The sequence below is a fragment of the Acinetobacter sp. P1(2025) genome (assembly GCF_051390655.1).
In the GTDB taxonomy this organism is placed as follows: Bacteria; Pseudomonadota; Gammaproteobacteria; order Pseudomonadales; family Moraxellaceae; genus Acinetobacter; species Acinetobacter junii.
On sequence record NZ_JBPKBJ010000053.1, the window covers coordinates 1 to 21,502 of the forward strand.

Consider the following 21,502-nt stretch of genomic DNA (forward strand, 5'->3'; position numbering starts at 1 on the left):
ATATAAATGGGTAATGTACAAGTTGCTGTAGAAGCATGTTTAGTTCGTCTGATCACAGATACTTTATAAACTATTTTAATACTTTTTTGAATCCGTCAATGCGTAAGTCCTAACTACCTTATTTAGTTAGGATCTATTTTCTTCTTACTTATCAGATTATTTGTCGCATAGTTGTTTGTAATGTCGCATAGTTCTTTGGAAATGACAGCCTCCACCAACCAAAGCGATCGCAGATGCTGTATGGTGAGGTGCACGAAAAGGGCGCTGACCGAAATGATGTTGAGCATTTGCTACGGAATAGATACTAGCAACCTCTAAATTTTCTTGAGCATTCAAAGGGGGTAAAATTGAAGGCAGTCGAGATGCAAGTAATGTTTTTCCAGTGCCAGGTGGTCCCTTAAAGAGTAATGAATGACCTCCTGCAGCCGCAATTTCTAATGCTCGGCGAGGACGAAGTTGACCTTTAACATCAGCAAGATCGTATTGATATTGTGATAATGATGAAATAGATCGTTGTGGTGCGGCTTTTATTTGGCTACTGCCCGAAAAATGTGCACATACATCTTGTAAATGTTTGGCAGGATAAACTTGAAAGTCTTCTAGTTGATTTGCCTCGTCCACATTTGATTCAGGAAGAACTAAATGATGCTTAGCTTGCTGACAAGCCATAGCAATAGTTAATGCCCCTGAAGTTGGACGTAAATGACCATCCAAAGCAAGTTCACCAATAAATTCAAATCCTTCCGTACAATTTTCAGGAAGCTGACCTGAAGCGATTAAAATCCCCAATGCAATTGGCAGGTCAAGTCGTGACCCATCTTTGGGCAAGTCTGCAGGTGCTAAATTGATGGTTAAGCGTTTGGTTGGGAAAAGAAAACCACTATTAATTATTGCAGATCGAACGCGATCTTTACTTTCTCGAACTGCTGCCTCAGGTAAACCCACGATAGTTAAAGAGGGTAGGCCAGAACTAATATGAACTTCGACCTCGATTTGAGGGGCATGTAGCCCCAATAATCCCCTTGTATAAATTTTTGCAAAAGACATTTTATTATTGTTCCATTGTGGTTCTTTATTTTTAATCATTTAAATGTGCAAGTTGCACTGAAAAGGTGCTTATTTTTTGTTCTGCACCATTTCTTCAAGAGTTTTCATCTGTTGTTGTAACTCAGTAAGACGTAGGTTGGCTAAATTGAGGGCAGTTCTTTGACGATCTAGTTCTTGTTTGGAAACAAGATCGAGTTTCTCGATGCTTTCATTTAATAATGCGCGGAGGTTCTTTTCTAAATCTTTTTTAGGTTGATCAATTTGCTGCAAAATCGCTTGTAAAAGAGTTTCAATCATAATGAGCTCAATGAGTTATGTATATTTGCTGCTCAGTGTAACACTGCTTGTCTGAATCCTCTAGACTTGTTGTTGAACGTTGGATGACTGGAGACTTGTTTTAGCTAAACGTTGGCAAATGAAACTTATTTTCGATTGAATATCTACATCTTCAAGGCTAAATAGGTTATAAAGAAAGCTTGTGCCTGATATTTAAAAATCCCCAACCTTTAAATATTGGCACGAAAATTGAACATAAAACCTTACTGGTGAAAATAAGCCGAAGGAAAACAAACATGAAGCTTGTAACTGCAATTGTAAAACCATTCAAATTAGACGACGTGCGTGAAGCGCTCTCTGATATTGGTGTTCAAGGGATTACCGTAACTGAAGTCAAAGGTTTCGGGCGTCAAAAAGGTCACACAGAATTGTACCGTGGTGCAGAGTATGTGGTTGATTTTTTACCAAAAGTGAAGATTGAAATTGCGATTAGCGATGAAATGGTTGATGCCGTAATCGAATCAATCACTCGTGTCGCAAGCACTGGAAAAATTGGTGACGGAAAAATCTTTGTTACGAATTTAGAACAAGTCATCCGTATTCGTACTGGTGAAACAGGGCCAGATGCTGTCTAAATTGGCATAAAGTTTGCTGAGTTAGAAATAAGAGAAATAGCTCACAAAATAAGGTTGGGGGACACGAATGAAAAAAATGCTTATGGCGCTCAGTCTATCTGGCGCACTCTTAGGTGGTTCGGCTGTTGTTTGGGCAGAAGAAGCTGCTTCAACACCAGCAACAGAACAAACTGTAGCAGCATCTGATACCGTCGCTGAAACAGTAACGACTGTTGTTGCTGAAACTACCGCTCCTGCAGAGGCTGCTCCAGCACCTGAAGAGACACCAACAGCAGATACAGGTGATACCGCTTGGATCCTTGTTTCAACAGCACTTGTTCTGTTAATGACTATTCCAGGTTTAGCGCTGTTTTATGGTGGTATGGTTCGTAAGAAAAACGTACTCAGTACCATGATGTTCAGCCTTTCAGCTGCAATTCTTGTGAGCTTGATTTGGGTGATTGTTGGTTATTCTCTCGCATTCTCTGGTTCAGGTGCCTATGTTGGTGACTTGGCGAAGGCGATGTTAAATGGCGTTGCTTTTGATGCGCTGAGCGGGACGATTCCTGAAAGCTTATTTGTAATTTTCCAAATGACCTTTGCGATCATCACTGTGGCAATTATCAGTGGTTCTATTGCTGATCGCATGAAGTATTCTGCGTTCATGGCATTCATCGCAATCTGGGTCATCCTTGTTTACGCTCCAATTACTCACTGGGTTTGGGCTGCAGACGGCTGGTTATTCAAAGCAGGTGCTTTAGACTTTGCTGGTGGTACTGTTGTACATATCAACGCGGGTGTTGCTGGTCTAGTTGCTGCATACATGTTAGGTAAACGTACAGGTCTTGGTCGTGAATCTATGGCACCACATAACCTTACTTTAACTGTAATCGGCGCGAGCTTGATTTGGGTAGGTTGGTTCGGTTTCAATGGTGGTAGCGCATTAGGTGCGGGTGCTCGTGCAAGTATGGCAATCTTGGTAACTCAAGTTGCTGCTGCCGCTGCTGCATTCTCTTGGTTACTTGTAGAACGTCTAATCCGTGGTAAAGCTTCTGTTCTTGGTGGTGCATCTGGTGCGGTGGCTGGTCTTGTTGTAATCACTCCTGCTGCTGGTTTCGTTGGTGTAGGTGGTGCATTGATCATGGGTCTGATCGGTGGCGTAGTATGTTTCTGGGGTATTACAGCACTGAAACGCTTACTTAAAGCTGATGATGCTTTGGATGCATTCGGTTTACACGCTGTTGGTGGTATCGTAGGTGCAGTACTGACAGGTGTCTTCTATAGTGATGAAATCATTAAAGCTGCTGGTGTTGTACTAGCTCCGACATTCGCTGGCCAACTTTGGGTTCAAATTGAAGGTGTATTAGCAACAATCGTATATAGTGGTGTTGTGACTTTCATTATCCTTAAAGTGATCGATCTTGTGATTGGTATACGTGTAAGCGCTGATGATGAGCGTATGGGTCTTGACCTTAGCCAACATGGCGAACGTATCGAATAATTGATCTTTCGAATATCGATAAAAAAGCAGCCCTTAAGGGCTGTTTTTTTATGTCTATGAAAAAGCGTTTATATACTTTTGGTTGTACTGATGGGCTATTGTGGCTCTCTGTTTAGCAATAGCTGAAACTTTGATACACTTGGTTGACGTGAATAACTAATTGCACAACTATGCATTGTCCATTTTGTAACGCCGCTGATAGTAAAGTTATCGATTCCCGTTTGGCTGCCGAGGGTAGTCAGATTCGTCGCCGTCGTGAGTGCGTGGTGTGTGGTGAGCGTTTTACAACTTTCGAAAGTTATGAAATGGTAATGCCGCGGGTTATTAAATCAGATGCGAAAAGTGAGCCTTTTGATGAAGCAAAACTTCGCCGCTCTCTGATGCACGCTTTGCAGAAGCGACCTGTGACTCAAGAGCAAATTGAGACAGTGCTGAGCGACATTCAATCCCAAATTCGCCGTCTCGGTGAACGTGATGTCAAATCTAGAACCATTGGTGAAATTGTCATGCAGGCTTTGTTTGCATTGGATCATGTGGCGTATGTTCGTTTCGCTTCTGTGTATCAAGATTTCCAAGATGTGGAGGCATTTCGTCGTCAAATCGAGCAAATGCAACAACGTGAAAACGAAGCTTAAGTTAGGGAAATCATGTCCGATTTAATCCAAGATCATCTTTCTGAAAATCAGTACTGGATGCAACAGGCTATTGATTTAGCACGACGTGGTCAGTATTCGACTAAACCAAATCCCAATGTGGGTTGCGTTATTGTTAAAGATGGAAAAATCATAGGTGAAGGTTTTCATCCCAAAGCAGGTCAGCCACACGCAGAAGTATTTGCACTTCGACAAGCTGGAGAAAATGCCAAAGATGCCACGGCATATGTGACTTTAGAGCCGTGTGCCCATTTTGGTCGGACACCACCTTGCGCGGAAGCCTTAGTAAAAGCTCAAGTCAAAAAGGTTGTCGTTGCTTGTTCTGATCCAAATCCTCTGGTGGCTGGTAAAGGTGTCAAAATCTTGCAAGATGCAGGCATAGAAGTGGAAACTGGGATTTGTGATGAAGAAGCCAAAACTTTAAATTTTGGCTTCTTAAAAGCGATGTCGACAGGTTTACCTTATGTACGTTTGAAAATTGCATCTAGCTTAGATGGGCGGACTGCGATGGCATCTGGTGAATCGAAATGGATTACTGGAACAGCAGCACGTCAAGATGTACAACATTGGCGAGCCATCTCCGCTGCTGTGATTACAGGTATTCAGACCGTTCTGGCAGATGATTGTGAACTCAATGTCCGTTCCTTAGACGGGATTGATCTCATCTCGGTTGTACAACCTAAACGAATTATTTTAGATCGTCAGGGACAGTTACCCCTGAGTGCCAAGATTTTACAAAATCCTGAAACCGTCATGGTGATGACACCATTTCGTCAAGAACTTGCCGATTTAGGCGTGATACAATTAGCGCCGCAACCATTGAATCAATTATTGCAAACCCTCACTCAGCAATATCAAATTTATGATGTGTTGGTAGAGGCGGGTGCAACCTTATCAACCGCCTTTTTAGAACAAGGTTTGGTTGATGAAATGATTAGTTATGTTGCACCTACTTTACTTGGTCAATCTGCTCGTCCAATGTTCAACGCTAAGTTTAGCAAAATGGCAGAGCAACTTCGTTTTGAGTTGGTCGATGTAACCCAACTTGGGCAAGATATTCGCCTGAGATTGCTCCCTATCCAAGAGATGATATGAATCCAGAACCATCGGTTTATCACAAACGTCGTCATGCAGCACGTACCACAGACGAGTATCTTTTTCATCAGTTAGTTCCATATCTCGGGAATAAGCGTCGACTTCTACATTTGATTTTAGAAGCGCTTGAGATTACAGGTACTCTGAATAGTAAAAAGAAGAACCCACCGATTTTTGCGGATTTTTTTGCAGGGAGTGGTGTTGTTTCTCGTTTAGCCCGCCAAAATGGGTATCGTGTGATTGCTAATGATTGGGAGCCCTATAGTCATGCACTCAATCATGCCATTTTAGCTTGTGTGGATGCACCAGCTTTCAAAGAGTTGGGTGGTTATCAAAAGGCGATTGATTACTTAAACAGGCTCCCTGAAGTCAAAGGCTGGGTGACCCATAATTTATGCCCGCGCAATGATGATATTTACGATCCTTCCCGTGATCGACTGTTCTTTAAACGCCGCAATGGCATGCGTATAGACGCAATTCGACAACAGATTGCGACATGGCAAGCTCAAGGTGCAATCAATGATGTCGAGATGAGTGCTTTGTTGGCGCCATTACTTTATTCAGCCAGTTTTGTGAGTAATACCAGTGGTGTATTCAAGAGTTTCCATCAAGGGTGGGGGGGGAGAACTCAAACTGCACTAGAACGTATAGAATCTTTATTGTGGCTCACCCCAAGTCGCTTTTGCGAAATTGGTGATAGAAAACGACCTGCTGCTGAAATGTGGTGTGTAGATGCTCAGCATTTAGCGAATCAAATGAGTGGTTTTGAGGTGGATGTTGCTTATCTTGATCCTCCTTACAACCAGCATGCTTACAGCAGTAATTATCATGTTTTAAATGCTTTGACTTTGTGGGATCAAGTTGACTTGCCATCACCTGATACAAAGGGCTTCAAGAGTGGTATTGATCGAGCATGGCGTAAAGAGCGTCCTAGCCCTTATAACTCTTCGAAGCATGCCAAAGATGCTTATGAGAAGTTACTTGAAACGATTAATGCACGTTATATTTTGACAAGCTATTCAACTGATGGAAATATCGAGCCTAAAGATTTACTTACAGCGAATTTAAAACGCGGCAAAGTAACACTACTGACGCAAGATGTTCCACGCTATCGAGTTAGTAAACAACGCCAATCTGAACGTGCACGTGTACTTGAATTTATTGTCATTACAGATACTCATGCTAAGTCTGGTCCTCCATTAAGACAACTATTAGGGCAGCTTTATCATTTTGCTGAGCTAGGCGGGGTCGATACAACAGGCAACAGCACGCAACTTGCACTATGGTAGCTTCATGCAGACATCATTTTTTATAAAATGGTGTCTGGGTTTTTCTATTTTTTATCTTTTTTAATCATTAGAGCTAATATTTAGACTAAGTTATTGTTTTGTATGTGAGTTATAAAGCGCTTTTATAAATTCATATATAATTGTCAATTTTATAAATAATAATCAAAAACAGAAGTTTATATTATTTTTTCATTTGAACTTATTGATTTTGTTATTTGAAAAATATTTTACTTTTTGGTCTAAAAAGTACCTTAAAAATATTGATCATTTTCGAAAATGAATATATTTTGCCGAGCTTGATTTAAGGTCATGCTGATCAGTAGCTATGACCAAGTGAGGTTGTTATGAGTCGCTCGGAACCTACTTTATGGGGTCAATGTGTCGCAGAGTTTTTTGCTACTGCAATATTTCTATCATTTGGTATTGGTGTTGTGGCTGCACTTAAGCTTGCAGGAGCAAACTTAGGTTTATGGGAAATTAGTATCGTTTGGGGTTTAGCAGTTGCTCTAGCTGTTTATTTATCAGCGGGTATTTCAGGTGCTCATCTCAATCCTGCGGTTACAATCGCTTTAGCTTTATTTGCTGGGTTTGATAAACGTAAAGTCCCTTTTTATATCATTTCACAAGTCGCTGGTGCAGCCTTGGGTGCATTCCTTGTATATGCTTTATACAGTAACTTATTTCTGGACTATGAGCAGACTCATCATATGCTCCGCGGCAGCGTAGAAAGTTTAGAGTTAGCTGGGATTTTCTCAACCTATCCACATCCGTTGTTGTCGATTGGTCAAGCATTCATGGTGGAAATGTTTATCACTATGCTTTTACTTTGGTTAATTATGGCCATTGGCGATGATACCAATGGTTTACCACGTGGAGCTTTAGCACCTATTTTGGTCGGATTGCTTGTCGCTGTAATCGGTGCTTCTTTTGGCCCATTAACAGGGTTTGCAATGAATCCTGCACGTGATTTTGGTCCTAAATTGGTTGCTTACTTTATGGGCTGGGGACCTGTCGCTTTTACTGGTGGTCGTGATGTTCCATATTTTATGGTTCCTATTTTTGCACCAATTTTAGGTGCGTGTTTAGGTGTATTAGGTTATAAATTTTTCTTTAGCCAGTTCCTAAAACATCAGCAAGTCGAAGTCAAAGAAAAGATGAACTCACAAATTTCTGAGTTTCAATAAACCTCATTGAATTGTTCAAAGGTAGTCAAATGACTACCTTTTTTATCTCTGACGATTTGAACTCTGAGTGGCTTGTTATCTCAAGTTCTTTGCTTTAAGGTATCTCATTGACTATGGCGCGTATTGCATAAAGATAGGTTGAAACTCCCATGTTTACAGGCATTATTGAAAGTTTAGGTAAGGTTGAGAGCTTACAAAGTGTGGGCGGCGATGTTCGTTTACGTATTCAAACTGATCTGGATATGTCGGATGTGCATTTGGGGGATTCGATTGCAACCAATGGTATCTGTTTGACGGTGATCGAATGGGGCGATAATTGGTATGCGGCTGATGTTTCCCGTGAAAGTTTGAATCGTACGACATTGGGGCAGTGGAAAGTTGGTCAAGCGGTGAATGTCGAAAAGGCAATGCTGCCAACGACTCGTTTTGGTGGGCACATTGTCAGTGGTCATGTTGATGGCTTGGGTGAAATTACTTTAGTCCGCCATGATGCTCGTTCATTGTATTTTGAAGTGACTGCACCTGTTGAATTAGCCAAATATTTGGCAGAAAAGGGTTCTGTGACAGTTGATGGGATCAGTCTGACCATTAACCATTTACGCGGCAATATTTTGAGTTTGAATTTGATCCCGCATACGGCTGAACGTACCAATATTGGAACTTGGCAAGTTGGAAGCAAAGTCAATCTTGAAGTTGATGTGTTGGCTCGTTATATCGAAAGATTACTACTCGGTGATAAGGCGGCTGAGCAGAAAACTGAATCCAATATCAGTATGGCATTTTTGGCCGAAAATGGTTTCTTGAAATGATTCAAAAAAGCCCAGTTTGAACTGGGCTTTTTATTATTCTTTATCTGAAAATTGACTATTTTTGAGAATGTATTCTATTTCGTCTTGCGCAATCGCATGTAATTTTGCTCTAAAAACTGTGACCGCTTGTTCAATCATACTTTCAGCTTCTAGTTCCAGTCGGACACGCACACTTTCAAGCTCAGATTGAATTTGCTCATCTTTAATGACCATGTGTTGAGCTTGAGCATAATCAATACTTGGTTGTTCTGGATTTACTTGATAACGTTCAGTTTGGTCTGCAATCTCTTGATCAATATGATGACGTAATGCTGCTAAATGTTCAGTTTGTTGTTCGAACTGACGCTCTTCATCCGCTTGAAGCTGTGCTGCATATGCTGCTTCAGCAGCTCGTTTTTCTTCAAGCGCCTTTTCTAAAGCCAATTGTTTACGGATTCTTGCTTGTTCGATTAATTCTGCTTTGAGATCAGCATATGCTTTTTCAATTCGTTGTGCAGAATTTCGTTGTGCTTGTTCATCATGATGAACCCAAGTTTGGATGGGTGTTTGGGGCAGGAGTAAATCACAGATGCGAGCTAAATCTTCTTGATACGTTTGGCGAACCGCTTCAGGCGTGTTCAACCAACGTTTTTTAAAGTCTTGACCTACATTTAATGCCACCTGACACTCCTCGAATGACGCTCTAATTTCGGATTTATAATTTAAATGTTCGAGGTGCTATACCTAAACGACGATACATTTTAAATTTTTCTCGACCGATTTGTTTCGCAATTTCATTATTTTCAATAATTTCGATAATGTGTCGAAATTCTTGAGTTTGTTCAAGTGCATGATTGTTAAAATTAAAGACAATCCAATCATTGGATGATGGTAATTCTTCTGAAATACATACGGCACTATTTTCTAAATGAATCCCATGGGGGATAAAACTTGTTGGATCAAAAGTCCAAAGCTTCTCATCAAGTTCGTTCTGCATTTCTGCATTATCGCAATACCACCACACTTTAGGATGTTGGTTCAAAATTTTTCGGCATAAACGACAAGCACTTTCAACTTGTCGCTCAGTACTATTTTCAAATAGATAAAAACTAATTTGAGCTTGAGTTGACATCTAATTACACATATCTGTTTTTTATGGTTGGGTTGATGTATTCACTAGCGAATACATCAATATGCTCAAATAGGGCTTGAAACTTCTCAAGTTTGAATCGTCCAAAGTTATATTCAAGCCCTATTTTTATGACAAAAATAAATGTCACAACATTCAGCTATTTGCTTGAGCACGATTTGCTAAAAATTGCATCAATAAAGGAACTGGGCGACCCGTTGCACCTTTAGCTGCTCCAGATAACCATGCTGTACCAGCAACATCGAGATGCGCCCAGCGATAGTCACGTGTGAAACGTTCAAGGAAACATGCTGCTGTGATTGCCCCACCATGTGGGCCGCCGATATTCGCAATGTCTGCAAAAGGTGAATCTAGCAATTCCTGATATTCTTCCATTACAGGCATGCGCCAAACACGATCGAGTGATTGTTCGCCAGCTTGTAGCAGCTCTTGAGCCAATTCATCATCAGGAGTAAATAAGCCACTTACAACTTTACCTAATGCAACGACACATGCACCTGTAAGTGTTGCAATATCAATCACAAGAGCAGGGTTAAAGCGTTTGACATAGGTGAGCGTATCACATAGAACCAGACGACCTTCTGCATCAGTATTTAAAATTTCTACAGTTTGACCACTCATGGTCGTTACAATATCACCTGGTCGAGTTGCCCGACCTGATGGCATATTTTCCGCTGCGGCAATCGCACCCACCACATGAATTGGTAGCTGTGCTTCACAAAGAGCCTGCATTGTGCCAAGTACTGAAGCAGCACCACACATATCAAATTTCATCTCATCCATACCAGCACCAGGCTTCAGTGAGATACCACCTGTATCAAAGGTTACACCTTTACCGACAAGTACGATCGGAGCTTGATCTGTATTGGCTTTGTATTCAAGAGTAATCACTCGACCTGGACGATCAGATCCTTTGCTTACGGCAAGGAACGCATACATCCCAAGGTCAGCCATTTGTTGTTCATCAAGAATGGTAACTTGCAACATATCTGGATATTGCGCAGCAAGAGCCAGTGCTTGATCAGCTAAATATTCTGGGAAGCAAATATTTCCTGGTCGATTGCCTAAGTCGCGTGCATAGTTTTGTCCAGACTGAACAGCATGAACTAAGTTGAGTTGTGCATCATTTAATAGAGTTGTTTCAGCAACAAGATGGATGGTTTCTAAGACAAATTCATTTTTCTTGGATTTGAATTCGTCATAACCATAGCCTGCTTGACTTAAACTGAGTGCGAATAAGGCATGTAAATCTGTTGGCAAAGCAGTGAGATCAATCGTAATTTCTTTAAATTTATTTTGTGACGATTTGATAATGCTTTGTGCGAGTTTTGCTAATTTATTCGGTTTTAACTCGTTACTTTTACCTAAACCAAGCAGTTGGGCATTAGCTTGCTCTTCTATTTGAGCAATAAGCGGTAAATTCTCGTTGAAGGCTGCTTTAAATTGTGTTGCTGAAATAAGATTATCTAGATTGTTGATTTTATAAGACTTTGTGCTTTGTTGTAATTGCTCTGAATCAACTAAAATCCACAAGGATTCACTAGACGCTTGAGTTGGTAATGCGGTATGAAGTGTAAATTTCATTGTTTATGTAAAACCTAATGAGCAAAAAAGATAGATAAGTCCATTAAACACGTTCAGGTATGAGCTTGCAATCGGCAACATGCGATAGGTTTTATATTTTTAACATTCGGGTAAACTAGCGTTACCCCACGATTGGTCTATTTTTTGGAAGCATTACTTTGATTATTCGGCGTTATCTCGTCAAACAAGTGGTGTCCACTTCTTTGGTTGTAACTGCATTACTTACGCTCATTATTATGGGTGGTCAGTTAATCAAGATTTTTGGACGAGCTGCACAAGGTCGTTTAGATGCTGGCGTTTTGCTGAGTATCATTGCATATCGTCTACCCGAATTTTTGACGTTGATTCTTCCACTCGGTTTCTTTATTGGATTGATGCTGGTATTTGGTCGACTTTATGTTGACCATGAAATGGCAGTGTTAAATGGTAGTGGCGTCAGTCGAAATCAATTGGCAAAATTATTATTACCGATGACCTTCGTCTATTTGCTTGTTCAATCTTTTCTGATGTTTTGGGGATCATCGTCGGGAATCAGAGCTTACGAGAGTTTGATGCAAACTCAAGCCGTGCGAGCAGGTTTTGATTTGGTTCGACCGAAGGAGTTTATTTCTTCTGGGCCATACACCATTTATGCTGGCTCTTTGTCAGAAGATCGTAAAAACTTAAAAGATATTTTCTATTATCAAAAAGCTGAACGTGAAGACAAACCTGATGTCATGATCTTGGCAAAAGAAGCTACACGTGTGGAAATGGCTAATGACACAGCCAATGTGGTAGACCTCGTTCAGGGGCGTCGTTACGAAATTTATCCGAATCAGCCACGCTACACTCAAGCAGAATTTCAGTCATATCGCTTACGTTTAGAAAATGATAAAGACATTAAATTTGAAAGTGATGATGTTGAAGCATTATCTATGAGTAAATTATGGCAAAAACGTGATGATTCGGTGGTTCGTAGTGAGTTGGGGTGGCGGATATTTGGACCTTTTGTGATCCTTGTTGCTTTGTTGCTCGCCGTAGCATTATCTGAAGTTAGCCCGAGACAAGGTCGTTATTATCGTCTCATTCCTGCGATTTTTATTTTTGCCAGTTTAATTGTATTGATGATTGCAATTAAGACCCGAATTAGTAAAGAAGAGTTAGATATTTGGGCATATCCAGTTGTGCTTCTTGTCTATGCAATTGCAGCAGCGATTTTTGCACGCAAACAGAAATTAGCGCCTAAAATTAAGAAAGGCATTCAGAGAGTGGGGTTATGATGTTAGCACGTCGAATAGTCGCCAAACATGTGACAAAAACCACGGTACTCGCAATGTTGGGAACAACATTGGTGCTTTCCTTTTTACAAGTGTTGTTTACGTATCTAGGTGAGTTAGGCTCACTTAAACCTAATTACAACGCATGGCAGGCATTTTTGTATGTCATGTGGGGTGCGCCTCGATATTTGTATGAAATTTTACCTGTAGCAGCGTTGATAGGTTCTGTACTTGGTCTAGGGGCATTGGCATCGAACAGTGAACTGATTGTCATGCGCTCGGTGGGTATCAGCCTATGGCGTATAGTTGGCTGGGTTATGCGTTCAGCACTGTTATTAATTGTTTTGTCTTTTGTATTAAGTGAATGGGTTATTCCATATACAAATGAAAAAGCTCAAAGCATTAAAAAACAACGTAGTGTTGCGACTTTAGGTGAAGTAAAAGGATATTGGTCCAGAGAAGGTCAACGTTTTACATATATTGACTATGCAAACTCTCAAGGGCAATTGCGCAATATTCAGTCAATTGATTTTGATCAAAATTATCGTCTTCAGTCTTTTATTACTGCTGAGAAAGGTCAGTTTGTGAAAGATGGTCAATGGACTTTACAGAATTCACATCAAGTTGATTTGCTGGCTCAAGGTAATGCGATCAAAACTGATCATGCTCAACAGGCATTAGGTCTCGCTTTGCAACCGAAATATGTGCACATGGTAACCTTAGATCCTGAAGATTTATCTCCAAGTCAGTTGGTTAGTTTTATGCGCTATTTAGAAGAATATAGCCAAGTACCAAAGAGCTACGAACTGGCTTTCTGGCAGAAAGTATCTTCTCCTTTTGCATTGATTGCACTGGTTTTGATTGCGTGTTCTTTTATTTTTGGTCCATTGCGTCAACAGTCTATGGGTTTTCGTCTGGTGATTGCATTATTTACGGGATTAGGCTTTTTCTACTTGCAAGACTTTTTAGGTTATGCAAGTTTGGTTTATACGCCATCTCCTGCATGGTTTGTATTGTTGCCAATTATGCTGATGTTCGGCATCGGTAGTTATTTGCTCTATCGAGCACGTTAACGCAGCATTTGCTTTCCCTATCTTATCGATTGAGCAAAGCCATCCGTCAGGTCATAGAGAATTTTGTCAAATTTCGGTAAACTATGCCGATCAAATGATAGACAAACAGAGAGTCCAATATGACGGATGCAAATGCTGGCAAAATTCCTCACGTTCTAGTAATCATGGATGGTGTAGGACATCGTGAAGCAGTTGAAGATAACGCGTATTTAGCAGCAAAAACGCCAAATCTAACCGCCATGAAAGCGAAGCATCCGAATAGTTTAATCTCTGGTTCAGGTGAAGATGTCGGTTTGCCAGATGGGCAAATGGGTAACTCTGAAGTTGGACATATGAATCTTGGTGCAGGTCGAGTGTTGTACCAAGATTTTACTCGTATTACTAAAGATATCCGTACTGGTGCTTTCTTTGAGCATGAAGTATTGATTGATGCTGTAGAAAAAGCCAAAGCTGCAAATGGTGCTGTGCATATCATGGGCTTGCTGTCAGAGGGTGGCGTTCACTCACATGAAGACCATATCGTGGCGATGTGTGAGCTTGCACTAAAACGTGGTGCAAAGGTCTACTTACATGCATTTCTCGATGGTCGTGATACTCCACCACGTAGTGCGAAACCTTCGTTAGAAAAATTAGATGCTGTATTTGCTCAATACCCAAATCAAGGTCGCATTGTTTCGATGATTGGTCGTTATTTTGCAATGGACCGTGATAATCGCTGGGATCGTGTTGAACAAGCTTATCGTTTAATGACTGAGGGTGAGGCGACTCGTGTTGCTAGCAATGCAGTTGAAGCGTTGGATCTCGCTTATGCTGCTGATGAAAACGATGAATTTGTCAAAGCAACACGTATTGGTGACATTGTTAAAGTACAAGATGGCGACAGTATTGTATTTATGAATTTCCGTGCCGATCGTGCGCGTGAAATTACTCGTGCTTTTGTTGAAAAAGATTTTACAGGCTTTACACGTAAAGTAATTCCAGCACTTTCAAAATTCGTTATGCTGACTCGTTATCAAGCAAGTATTGATGCTCCCGTTGCTTATATGCCTGAAGAGTTGAAGAATTCGATTGGTGAATATCTATCAGGATTGGGTAAGACACAGTTACGAATTGCTGAAACAGAAAAATATGCACATGTTACGTTCTTCTTTAGTGGTGGTCGTGAGGATGAATATGCAGGTGAGAAGCGTATTTTGATTCCATCGCCGAATGTCGCAACTTACGATTTAAAACCTGAAATGAGTGCAATTGAAGTCACTGATGAGTTGGTTAATGCAATCAATTCAGGTGAGTTTGATCTGTTAGTTGTGAACTATGCAAATGGTGATATGGTTGGTCATACTGGTGTGTTTGATGCTGCTGTGAAAGCAGTAGAAACTGTGGATGCATGTTTAGGTCGAGTCTACGAAGCAGTGATGGCAAACAAAGGTCATATGTTAATTACTGCTGATCATGGTAATGTAGAGCAAATGCAGGACTATGAAAGCGGGCAGGTACATACGCAACATACCACTGAGCTGGTGCCATTCATTTATGTTGGACCTACACAAGCAACAATCGCTGAAGGTGGCGTGCTTGCAGATGTAGCACCAACTTTGCTCAGTTTAATGAATCTTCCTGTTCCACAAGAGATGCAAGGTAAAAATCTAATTACGTTACAATAAGGTGAGAGAATGACCCCACACAACAACATATATCGCGCATTATTTGCTAGTTTGTTGATGTGTGGGGGATATTCCTCCTTTGCTGCACCGATCTCACATACGCATGAATGGGGTGAGAGTCCTGAATCGCGTAGTGCCGAAGTTCCGATAGAATCAATTCAACAGTTTGTTCAAATCTATAGCATTGTGAAGGACAATTACGTCGATAAAAAATCTGATGATGCTTTGTTCCAACAATCCATACAAGGTCTAGTCAGTGGTCTAGATCGTTATTCTCGTTATCTTTCTGCAGAAGAATATCGCCAACTCATTCAATATACCGAAGGTGATTTAGCATCAGTTGATTTTAATTTGAATTACGACACGCATATGCGCGCATGGCAGATTCAAGATTTAAAAACAGGTTCTGATTCAAATAAATTGGGTTTGCGGAATGGGCAGACAATTTTAAAAATTGATAATCAAGAATTAAAAAATCTAAATCAAGATCAAGTTCTCGGCTTACTTTATGGGTCCATCGGAAGTACAGTACAAATACAAGCTGAAAATAGCACGAGTACTATCATCTTAGTCAGAAACAAAAAAGTTGAAACGGATATCGAACCTGAGTTACTGCACAATCAAGTTTTAGTTTTAAAAATTCGTGTCTTTCAACAAGACACTGCAAATGAAATCAAAAGAATTATTGATGAATATAGTTCAAATCGTTTGAAAGCTGTTGTTTTGGATTTACGTAATAATCCAGGTGGATTGTTATCCGCTGCTGTTGAGTCAGCCGATTTATTTTTAAACCAAGGTTTGATCGTGACGACAAAAAGTCGTTCTGAGGGAGATCAACAATTTCAAGCACTTCCTTCAAATGACTTTCAAAATCTAAAAGTAGGAATTTTGATTAATCATCGTTCGGCATCAGCTGCTGAAGTATTTACTGCTGCATTAAAAGAGCATAAAAGAGCGTGGGTAATTGGTGAAAATAGTTATGGAAAAGGCGTGGTGCAAAAGCTTTTTCCACTTCCTAGCGGAGCCGCCTTACAAATGACGGTCTCTCATTATTATACGCCTGAAGGACATATGATTGAAGGTCAAGGGATTCAACCTCATCAAACCTATCCCTTGTCGCCTGAAACAAGGGAAGATGCATATCTAGAACATGTGGCAGAATTGACTTTAAAAAGCAAAATCTAAAAAAAGCCCCAAATTTTATGGGGCTTCTTATTCAGAGATTACTCATCATCCTCAGTATCTAAACCAAACTTTTTCAAACGATAGCGTAAAGATCGGAAGGTCATTCCAAGTTTTTTTGCTGCTAGCGTTCGATTCCAGTAGGTCAGATTTAAAGCATTCAATAACACTTCTTTTTCAATATTTTCTAAATAGCGTTCCAAACCTTCTGGCGGTAATTTTTTAGAGCTTGGGTTTGGACTCGCACTTTGCAGCGTTATTTCACTTTCATCTGACTGAACATAAGCATTTGAAGGAATACTGATTGAGCTACGCAGAGGTGCAGTTTGCAAATGAGCCAAATCAATGGTTTCATCATCACTGAGAGTGATTGCTCGTTCAATAATGTTTCGAAGTTCGCGAACGTTACCTGGAAAATATTGCTGCAAGAGGAATTGCTCTGCACGTGTGGTGAGGGATTTAACAGGTAACTCCCATTCTTGGCTAATCTTTTGAATAAAATGATTTGCCAGTATTAAGATATCTTGACCACGTTCACGAAGTGGAGGCAATACGATATCCATCACATGAATGCGGAAGAATAAATCTTGTCTAAAGCGACCTTGCTGAACCAAGAGTTCTAAATCTTGGTGGCTGGCACTAATCACACGGAAATCCACATCAATTTCTTGATCTGATCCAACTGGACGAATTTTTTTCTCTTGTACTGCACGTAAAAGTTTTACTTGCATATTTAAGGGAAGTTCTGCAATTTCATCTAAAAAAAGGCTGCCACCGTGTGCAGATAAGATAAGTCCTTGTTTATCTTGTGTTGCACCTGTAAAGCTGCCTTTCTTATGACCGAATAATTCGCTTTCCATTAATTCTGTTGGAATAGCACCACAGTTGATGGCAATGAAAGGTCCTTCGCTGCGATTACTTAAACGATGAACTAAGTTCGCAACAACTTCTTTTCCTGTTCCTGATTCACCTGTAATAAAAACAGGTGCTTGTGAACGGGCAATCTTTTTTAAAGCGATCCGTAATTGTTGAATAGGTGCTGAACGCCCAATCAGCAATTTGTTTTCTAAGGCTGTTTCTACCGCCTCTTGTTCGGGTTGAGGGCGGTTTAAAGCTTTTTGAATCAGTTGATCAAGATGTGTCTGATTCACTGGTTTGCTAACAAAGTCAAACGCCCCAGCTTTCAGTGCTGCAATTGCAATGTCCATATTTCCGTAAGCAGTAAGAACAGCGATTGGTGTGTTTGGATAGTTTTGAGTCACATGTTTGACAAGATCAAGACCATTTCCATCTGGAAGGTTAAGATCGGTTAGACATGCATCGTACTGAAACTCGGTAAAGAATTTTTTGGCTTGCTCCACACGATATGCAAGATGAGTTTTGATTCCCATACGTGCGAGCGTCATTTGCATAAGAAGACATAAGTCTTCTTCATCGTCTACGAGTAAGACGAGAGGTTGAGAGGTGCCATTTCCCCGAAAAACCTAATTTAATCAATGAATTTTTGAGCATTCAATCCTGAAACATGCTCCTTGTTGTTGCTCTATATAATTGAGCTTTGCATGATTTGCCTCACAAAAACTATGAGACAAGTACAATCCTAAACCAGTTCCTTTAATTTCGGTACTAAAAAATGGTTTGAATAACTGAGAAATATCTCTTTTTGCAACGCCTGTACCAAAATCAATCACATCTATTCGGGTGCGACCATCATTTAGATGAATATTCACTTCAATATATTCTGCTTCAGGTGCATTGTGTCTTATAGCATTACGAATAAGATTGATTAACACTTGTCTTAATTGTTTTTCATCAAACAGGATTGCTACATTTTCAGGCAAACTGAGTTGGATCTTAGATTTAACATCTGCTAAATCTTCATTTAATAATGTTTCAAAAAATTCTGTTAATTGAATAATTTGTGGTTCAGTAGGTTTATTGCGTGCCATCCCCAAAGTATCTTGAATGATGCTATCGATCCTTTTTGCCTGTTTGCTAATCATTCGAGATAGCATGTCTTGCTGATGGATATCGCTACCCTTAAGTAATTCATTGGCTTGTACAATAGCTGCAAGTGGGTTTCTGATTTCGTGTGCAATACTTGCAGAAAGTTGTCCTAAAGCTGCCAATTTCAATTGTTGAACCTGTTGAGTAAGTTTTTGGGCATCTTTCAGGATCAATAAGAATAGGGACTGTTCAGGAACAATTAAATGTTTGACTCGAACATTGACCGTGTATGGGCTAAGTTGTGATTCAAAACTAAATTCCTCACCATCTTTTAGCTCACTAAATTTGATCAGCTCAAAAAGATCGGGTTGCCATTTTATTAAAGGTGTTTTCTCAGTAGAAACAGGTACATTAATTCCAAGTAAAGTATTGGCAGCAGGATTACTTAAAACAATATGGTTACTTTCATCTAGAACGAGATAACCATCTTCAATCTGTTCAAGGATGTAGCGGTTGATATTTTGAAGTTGATGAATCTCTATGGATTGATGGAATGTCAACGTCTCTAAAATTTTAAAACGTTGTACTGCAATACGTCCAATCGCATGCACAACAAAGAATAAAAAAGCGAGAAAGATACTATTACTTAAATGATTTAAGTTATTGTAGTTAAAGAAATCGCCAATAAAACGTTGATAAACCACCATAATGACAGCAAAAAGTGTCACGATCAGCGAGAGCTGAGAGTTTAGTAGAATTGCAGAAGAAAAGATTACGATTACGTACAGCAAACTTAATTGTAAGTTTGGCCCCCCCGCAGAGAAAGTAATCAACGCTAAACAAATCACATCAATAAGAAAAATTAAAAATGAGCTGTTTAGTGACTTGTACTGGAAGTATTTTGAGTAAAAAAAGCTGGAAAATACTAAATGCAATAAAGCAAATCAGTGTATAGAAATATAAAAAAGGGTAATCATAGTCTGAGGCTAATTGCTCAGCCGTTAATAAATAAATGAGCAAAAGGCTGATAGAGATAATCAGCCGATATCCACTATACCAAATACCAAGCTTATAGACGGTTTGGGAGACGGAAGAGGCTATTTTGCCCAGCATATGTGATCACTTTTCTTAAGGTTTAATAAGACCGTATCGAATCGCTAAGTGTGTGAGTTTGACATCACTATCAATCCCAAGTTTTTCAAAAATACGATAACGATAAGTATTGACAGTTTTAACGCTTACAAACAATTTATCAGCAATTTCCTGAGCACTAATACAGTTAACGACCATCATCGCAACTTGCATTTCACGTTCTGAAAGCGAATCAAATGGGGATTGTTGAGTATCTGAAAGATATGAGCTAGCTAACTGCTCTGCAATATCAGCACTGAAGTATTTACCACCTTGCATGACTTTATTGATCGCTCGAACCATCTCTGAAATTGGTGCACCTTTGGTAATATAACCTTTAGCACCAGCTTTGAGCAGTAGTGATGGGTAGGGTTCTTCTGCTAAACCACTGACAGCAATCACTTTTGTATCTGGTGCTGACTGGAGTAGTCGGCGAGTAGTTTCAACGCCACCAATTCCTGGCATATTGACATCAAGCAACACCACTTGAGGGTGTTTTTGACGAACCAATGCAATTGCTTCCTCGCCAGATTCAGCTTGTCCAATAACATCTACATCTGGATGGTCTTCTAACATACGGCAAATGCCTGTGCGTACGAGTTCATGATCATCAACAACGAGAACAGTGATCAAGAAGACCTCCTTTTTTTTCAAAAAACTGGTTTTTTGTTACATAAAGCAAAATTAGCTTGCAATGAAACGACAAAATTAGCAATCCTATTCTTTGTGATTAGAGAATAGTTGTACACAATTGTGTCTACAAAAGCTTTACCCGATTTGTTCAAATGTAAGGCATAATGATAGTAAGCGCAAATGTACAGCGTCCTGAGTTGAGTATTGTGTCGTGAAAAATTCTAAAAAATCTGTCTTGCATGTGTTAAGCATGTCGATCTTGTTGGCGTGGAGTTCAACAAGTTTTGCTGAATTAGTGAATAATAATTCAGTATCTCCGAGTGCGGGCAGTTCGTCAGCTTCGATTAGTTGGTCTGCAAATGATGTTAGTCAACTTCTGGAAGATGATGAGACTGAGATCAGCCCACAAGGTTCAACTTCAGTCACGACAACTTTACGAGGGAGTGGCTCTGCTTCCATTTCTTCTTCAACGGCGCCTCAAAAGAGCGTACAAATACGTGACACTTTCGGGTATAGCAATCAACCCTCTGTCAATGCACGTGTAGCATTAGTTATGGATGCACAAACTGGTGAAGTACTGTACAGTAAAAATAGTAGCTTAGCAGTTCCAATTGCATCGATTACTAAAGTCATGACCGCAGTTGTGACAGCTGATGCTCGTTTAGACATGTCGGAAGAGATCACCTTACAACAAATCGATTTCGCTGGTGCTGGTGGTAAGAACTCAAGTTCTACATTGCGTGCCGGGGATACGATGAATCGTGCAGAACTACTGCTTTTCGCATTGATGAAATCTGAGAATCCTGCTGCTGCTGCTTTAGCTCGTACATATCCAGGTGGCCGTTCAGCGTTTGTGGCTGCGATGAATGCTAAAGCAAGACAATTAGGTATGACATCAACTCGTTATGCTGAATCTACAGGCCTTGATCCGCATAATGTTTCATCAGCAAGAGATTTAGGTATTTTGGTGAGTGCTGCATCTCAATATGGTTTGATTCGTCAGTTCTCAACAACACCTACTTACGATTTTAATTTAGGCTATCGTGTTTTGAAGTCTAATAATACCAATGCATTAGTACGTAATGGTGGTTGGAATATTAACTTATCAAAAACAGGTTATATCAATGAGGCAGGACGTTGTGTAGTGATGCACACCACAGTTAATTCTCGTCCAGCTGTTGTCGTATTGCTCGGGGCTTCAACTTCTCAAGCACGTACAAATGATGCGACTAATCTATTAAATTGGGTGGCTACCCTACCAAAACGTATTTAGTAGCATTGGATTGTTAAAAGCTCTTCTTTATGAAGAGCTTTTTTATGTCTGGCGGATTCAAGCGGCAAGTGCAACAGTATAAAAACCAGCCATAACTTCACTCGGTGTATACCAACCTAGTGTTTTTCTAGGACGATGGTTGAGTGCAAATTCTATCTGCTC

The 21,502-nt window shown here is 40.1% G+C and carries 18 protein-coding genes and 3 pseudogenes; 12 read left to right on the forward strand and 9 right to left on the reverse strand.

The window, feature by feature from the left end; genetic code table 11:
* Positions 1–201: 201 nt before the first annotated feature.
* Positions 202–1,047: pseudogene (locus ACSC97_RS13020) on the reverse strand (YifB family Mg chelatase-like AAA ATPase); the annotation flags it as partial.
* 69 nt (positions 1,048–1,116) lie between these two features.
* Positions 1,117–1,344, reverse strand: a complete 228-nt coding sequence (locus ACSC97_RS13025) for an accessory factor UbiK family protein (protein ID WP_005403519.1) — start codon at positions 1,342–1,344, stop codon at positions 1,117–1,119.
* Positions 1,345–1,619: 275 nt separating this feature from the next.
* Here ACSC97_RS13025 and glnK point away from each other — a divergent pair, with 275 nt between their 5' ends.
* The 7 genes from glnK (at position 1,620) to ACSC97_RS13060 (ending at position 8,468) form a co-directional block, all read left to right on the forward strand.
* Entirely contained in the window at positions 1,620–1,958 is a 339-nt protein-coding gene (glnK, locus tag ACSC97_RS13030; protein WP_000780326.1) for a P-II family nitrogen regulator, read from the forward strand.
* Positions 1,959–2,025: 67 nt separating this feature from the next.
* Positions 2,026–3,438, forward strand: a complete 1,413-nt coding sequence (locus tag ACSC97_RS13035) for an ammonium transporter (RefSeq protein WP_075695870.1) — start codon at positions 2,026–2,028, stop codon at positions 3,436–3,438.
* Positions 3,439–3,608: 170 nt separating this feature from the next.
* Positions 3,609–4,073, forward strand: coding sequence for a transcriptional regulator NrdR (gene nrdR / locus ACSC97_RS13040; protein ID WP_004957298.1), 465 nt, complete (start codon positions 3,609–3,611; stop codon positions 4,071–4,073).
* 12 nt (positions 4,074–4,085) lie between these two features.
* Positions 4,086–5,186, forward strand: coding sequence for a bifunctional diaminohydroxyphosphoribosylaminopyrimidine deaminase/5-amino-6-(5-phosphoribosylamino)uracil reductase RibD (gene ribD / locus ACSC97_RS13045; protein ID WP_151690834.1), 1,101 nt, complete (start codon positions 4,086–4,088; stop codon positions 5,184–5,186).
* On the forward strand, positions 5,183–6,475 hold the full coding sequence (locus ACSC97_RS13050; RefSeq protein ID WP_005403522.1) for a DNA adenine methylase: 1,293 nt from the start codon (positions 5,183–5,185) through the stop codon (positions 6,473–6,475). Before ribD ends, ACSC97_RS13050 begins: the two co-directional genes overlap by 4 nt.
* Positions 6,476–6,819: 344 nt before the next feature.
* Complete coding sequence (locus tag ACSC97_RS13055) at positions 6,820–7,659, forward strand: MIP/aquaporin family protein (RefSeq protein WP_151690835.1); 840 nt, start codon at positions 6,820–6,822, stop codon at positions 7,657–7,659.
* A gap of 149 nt (positions 7,660–7,808) precedes the next feature.
* Positions 7,809–8,468 (forward strand): riboflavin synthase, encoded by a 660-nt coding sequence (locus tag ACSC97_RS13060; protein WP_099949332.1) that lies wholly within the window; start codon positions 7,809–7,811, stop codon positions 8,466–8,468.
* A 33-nt stretch (positions 8,469–8,501) separates the two neighbouring features.
* Here the strand turns inward: ACSC97_RS13060 and blhA are convergent, their stop codons facing one another.
* The 3 genes from blhA to ACSC97_RS13075 all read right to left on the reverse strand — a co-directional run bounded on the left by blhA (position 8,502) and on the right by ACSC97_RS13075 (position 11,181).
* Positions 8,502–9,128, reverse strand: coding sequence for a cell division protein BlhA (blhA, locus tag ACSC97_RS13065; protein ID WP_151690836.1), 627 nt, complete (start codon positions 9,126–9,128; stop codon positions 8,502–8,504).
* A gap of 34 nt (positions 9,129–9,162) precedes the next feature.
* Positions 9,163–9,579: a DNA polymerase III subunit chi gene (locus ACSC97_RS13070; RefSeq protein ID WP_004917037.1), complete on the reverse strand. Its 417-nt coding sequence runs from the start codon at positions 9,577–9,579 to the stop codon at positions 9,163–9,165.
* Positions 9,580–9,732: 153 nt separating this feature from the next.
* Positions 9,733–11,181 (reverse strand): leucyl aminopeptidase, encoded by a 1,449-nt coding sequence (locus tag ACSC97_RS13075; RefSeq protein ID WP_151690837.1) that lies wholly within the window; start codon positions 11,179–11,181, stop codon positions 9,733–9,735.
* Positions 11,182–11,339: 158 nt separating this feature from the next.
* Between ACSC97_RS13075 and lptF the strand changes: the two genes are divergently transcribed.
* From lptF to ACSC97_RS13095, 4 genes are all read left to right on the forward strand, one after another.
* Positions 11,340–12,440, forward strand: coding sequence for an LPS export ABC transporter permease LptF (gene lptF, locus ACSC97_RS13080; protein WP_004917030.1), 1,101 nt, complete (start codon positions 11,340–11,342; stop codon positions 12,438–12,440).
* Positions 12,440–13,510 carry an LPS export ABC transporter permease LptG gene (gene lptG, locus ACSC97_RS13085; RefSeq protein ID WP_042892597.1) on the forward strand — a complete coding sequence of 357 codons (1,071 nt, stop codon included), beginning with the start codon at positions 12,440–12,442 and terminating at the stop codon, positions 13,508–13,510. Before lptF ends, lptG begins: the two co-directional genes overlap by 1 nt.
* 119 nt (positions 13,511–13,629) lie before the next feature.
* Entirely contained in the window at positions 13,630–15,174 is a 1,545-nt protein-coding gene (gpmI, locus tag ACSC97_RS13090; RefSeq protein WP_004917026.1) for a 2,3-bisphosphoglycerate-independent phosphoglycerate mutase, read from the forward strand.
* Positions 15,175–15,183: 9 nt separating this feature from the next.
* Positions 15,184–16,359: a S41 family peptidase gene (locus ACSC97_RS13095; protein ID WP_151707866.1), complete on the forward strand. Its 1,176-nt coding sequence runs from the start codon at positions 15,184–15,186 to the stop codon at positions 16,357–16,359.
* Between the two features lie 38 nt (positions 16,360–16,397).
* Here ACSC97_RS13095 and ACSC97_RS13100 read toward each other — a convergent pair.
* The 3 genes and pseudogenes from ACSC97_RS13100 to gacA form a co-directional block, all read right to left on the reverse strand.
* Positions 16,398–17,816, reverse strand: a pseudogene (locus ACSC97_RS13100) (sigma-54-dependent transcriptional regulator); the annotation flags it as partial.
* Between the two features lie 33 nt (positions 17,817–17,849).
* Positions 17,850–19,238 (reverse strand): sensor histidine kinase, encoded by a 1,389-nt coding sequence (locus ACSC97_RS13105; protein WP_436661342.1) that lies wholly within the window; start codon positions 19,236–19,238, stop codon positions 17,850–17,852.
* Between the two features lie 193 nt (positions 19,239–19,431).
* The gene (gacA, locus tag ACSC97_RS13110; RefSeq protein WP_004957336.1) at positions 19,432–20,067 is read right to left on the reverse strand and encodes a response regulator transcription factor GacA; all 636 of its coding nucleotides are present in this window, start codon (positions 20,065–20,067) and stop codon (positions 19,432–19,434) included.
* Between the two features lie 211 nt (positions 20,068–20,278).
* Between gacA and pbpG the strand changes: the two genes are divergently transcribed.
* Positions 20,279–21,340 (forward strand): D-alanyl-D-alanine endopeptidase PBP7/8, encoded by a 1,062-nt coding sequence (pbpG, locus tag ACSC97_RS13115; protein WP_126132058.1) that lies wholly within the window; start codon positions 20,279–20,281, stop codon positions 21,338–21,340.
* A gap of 57 nt (positions 21,341–21,397) precedes the next feature.
* On the opposite strand, the pseudogene ACSC97_RS13120 reads toward pbpG, so the two are convergent.
* Positions 21,398–21,502, reverse strand: a pseudogene (locus ACSC97_RS13120) (IS30 family transposase); the annotation flags it as partial.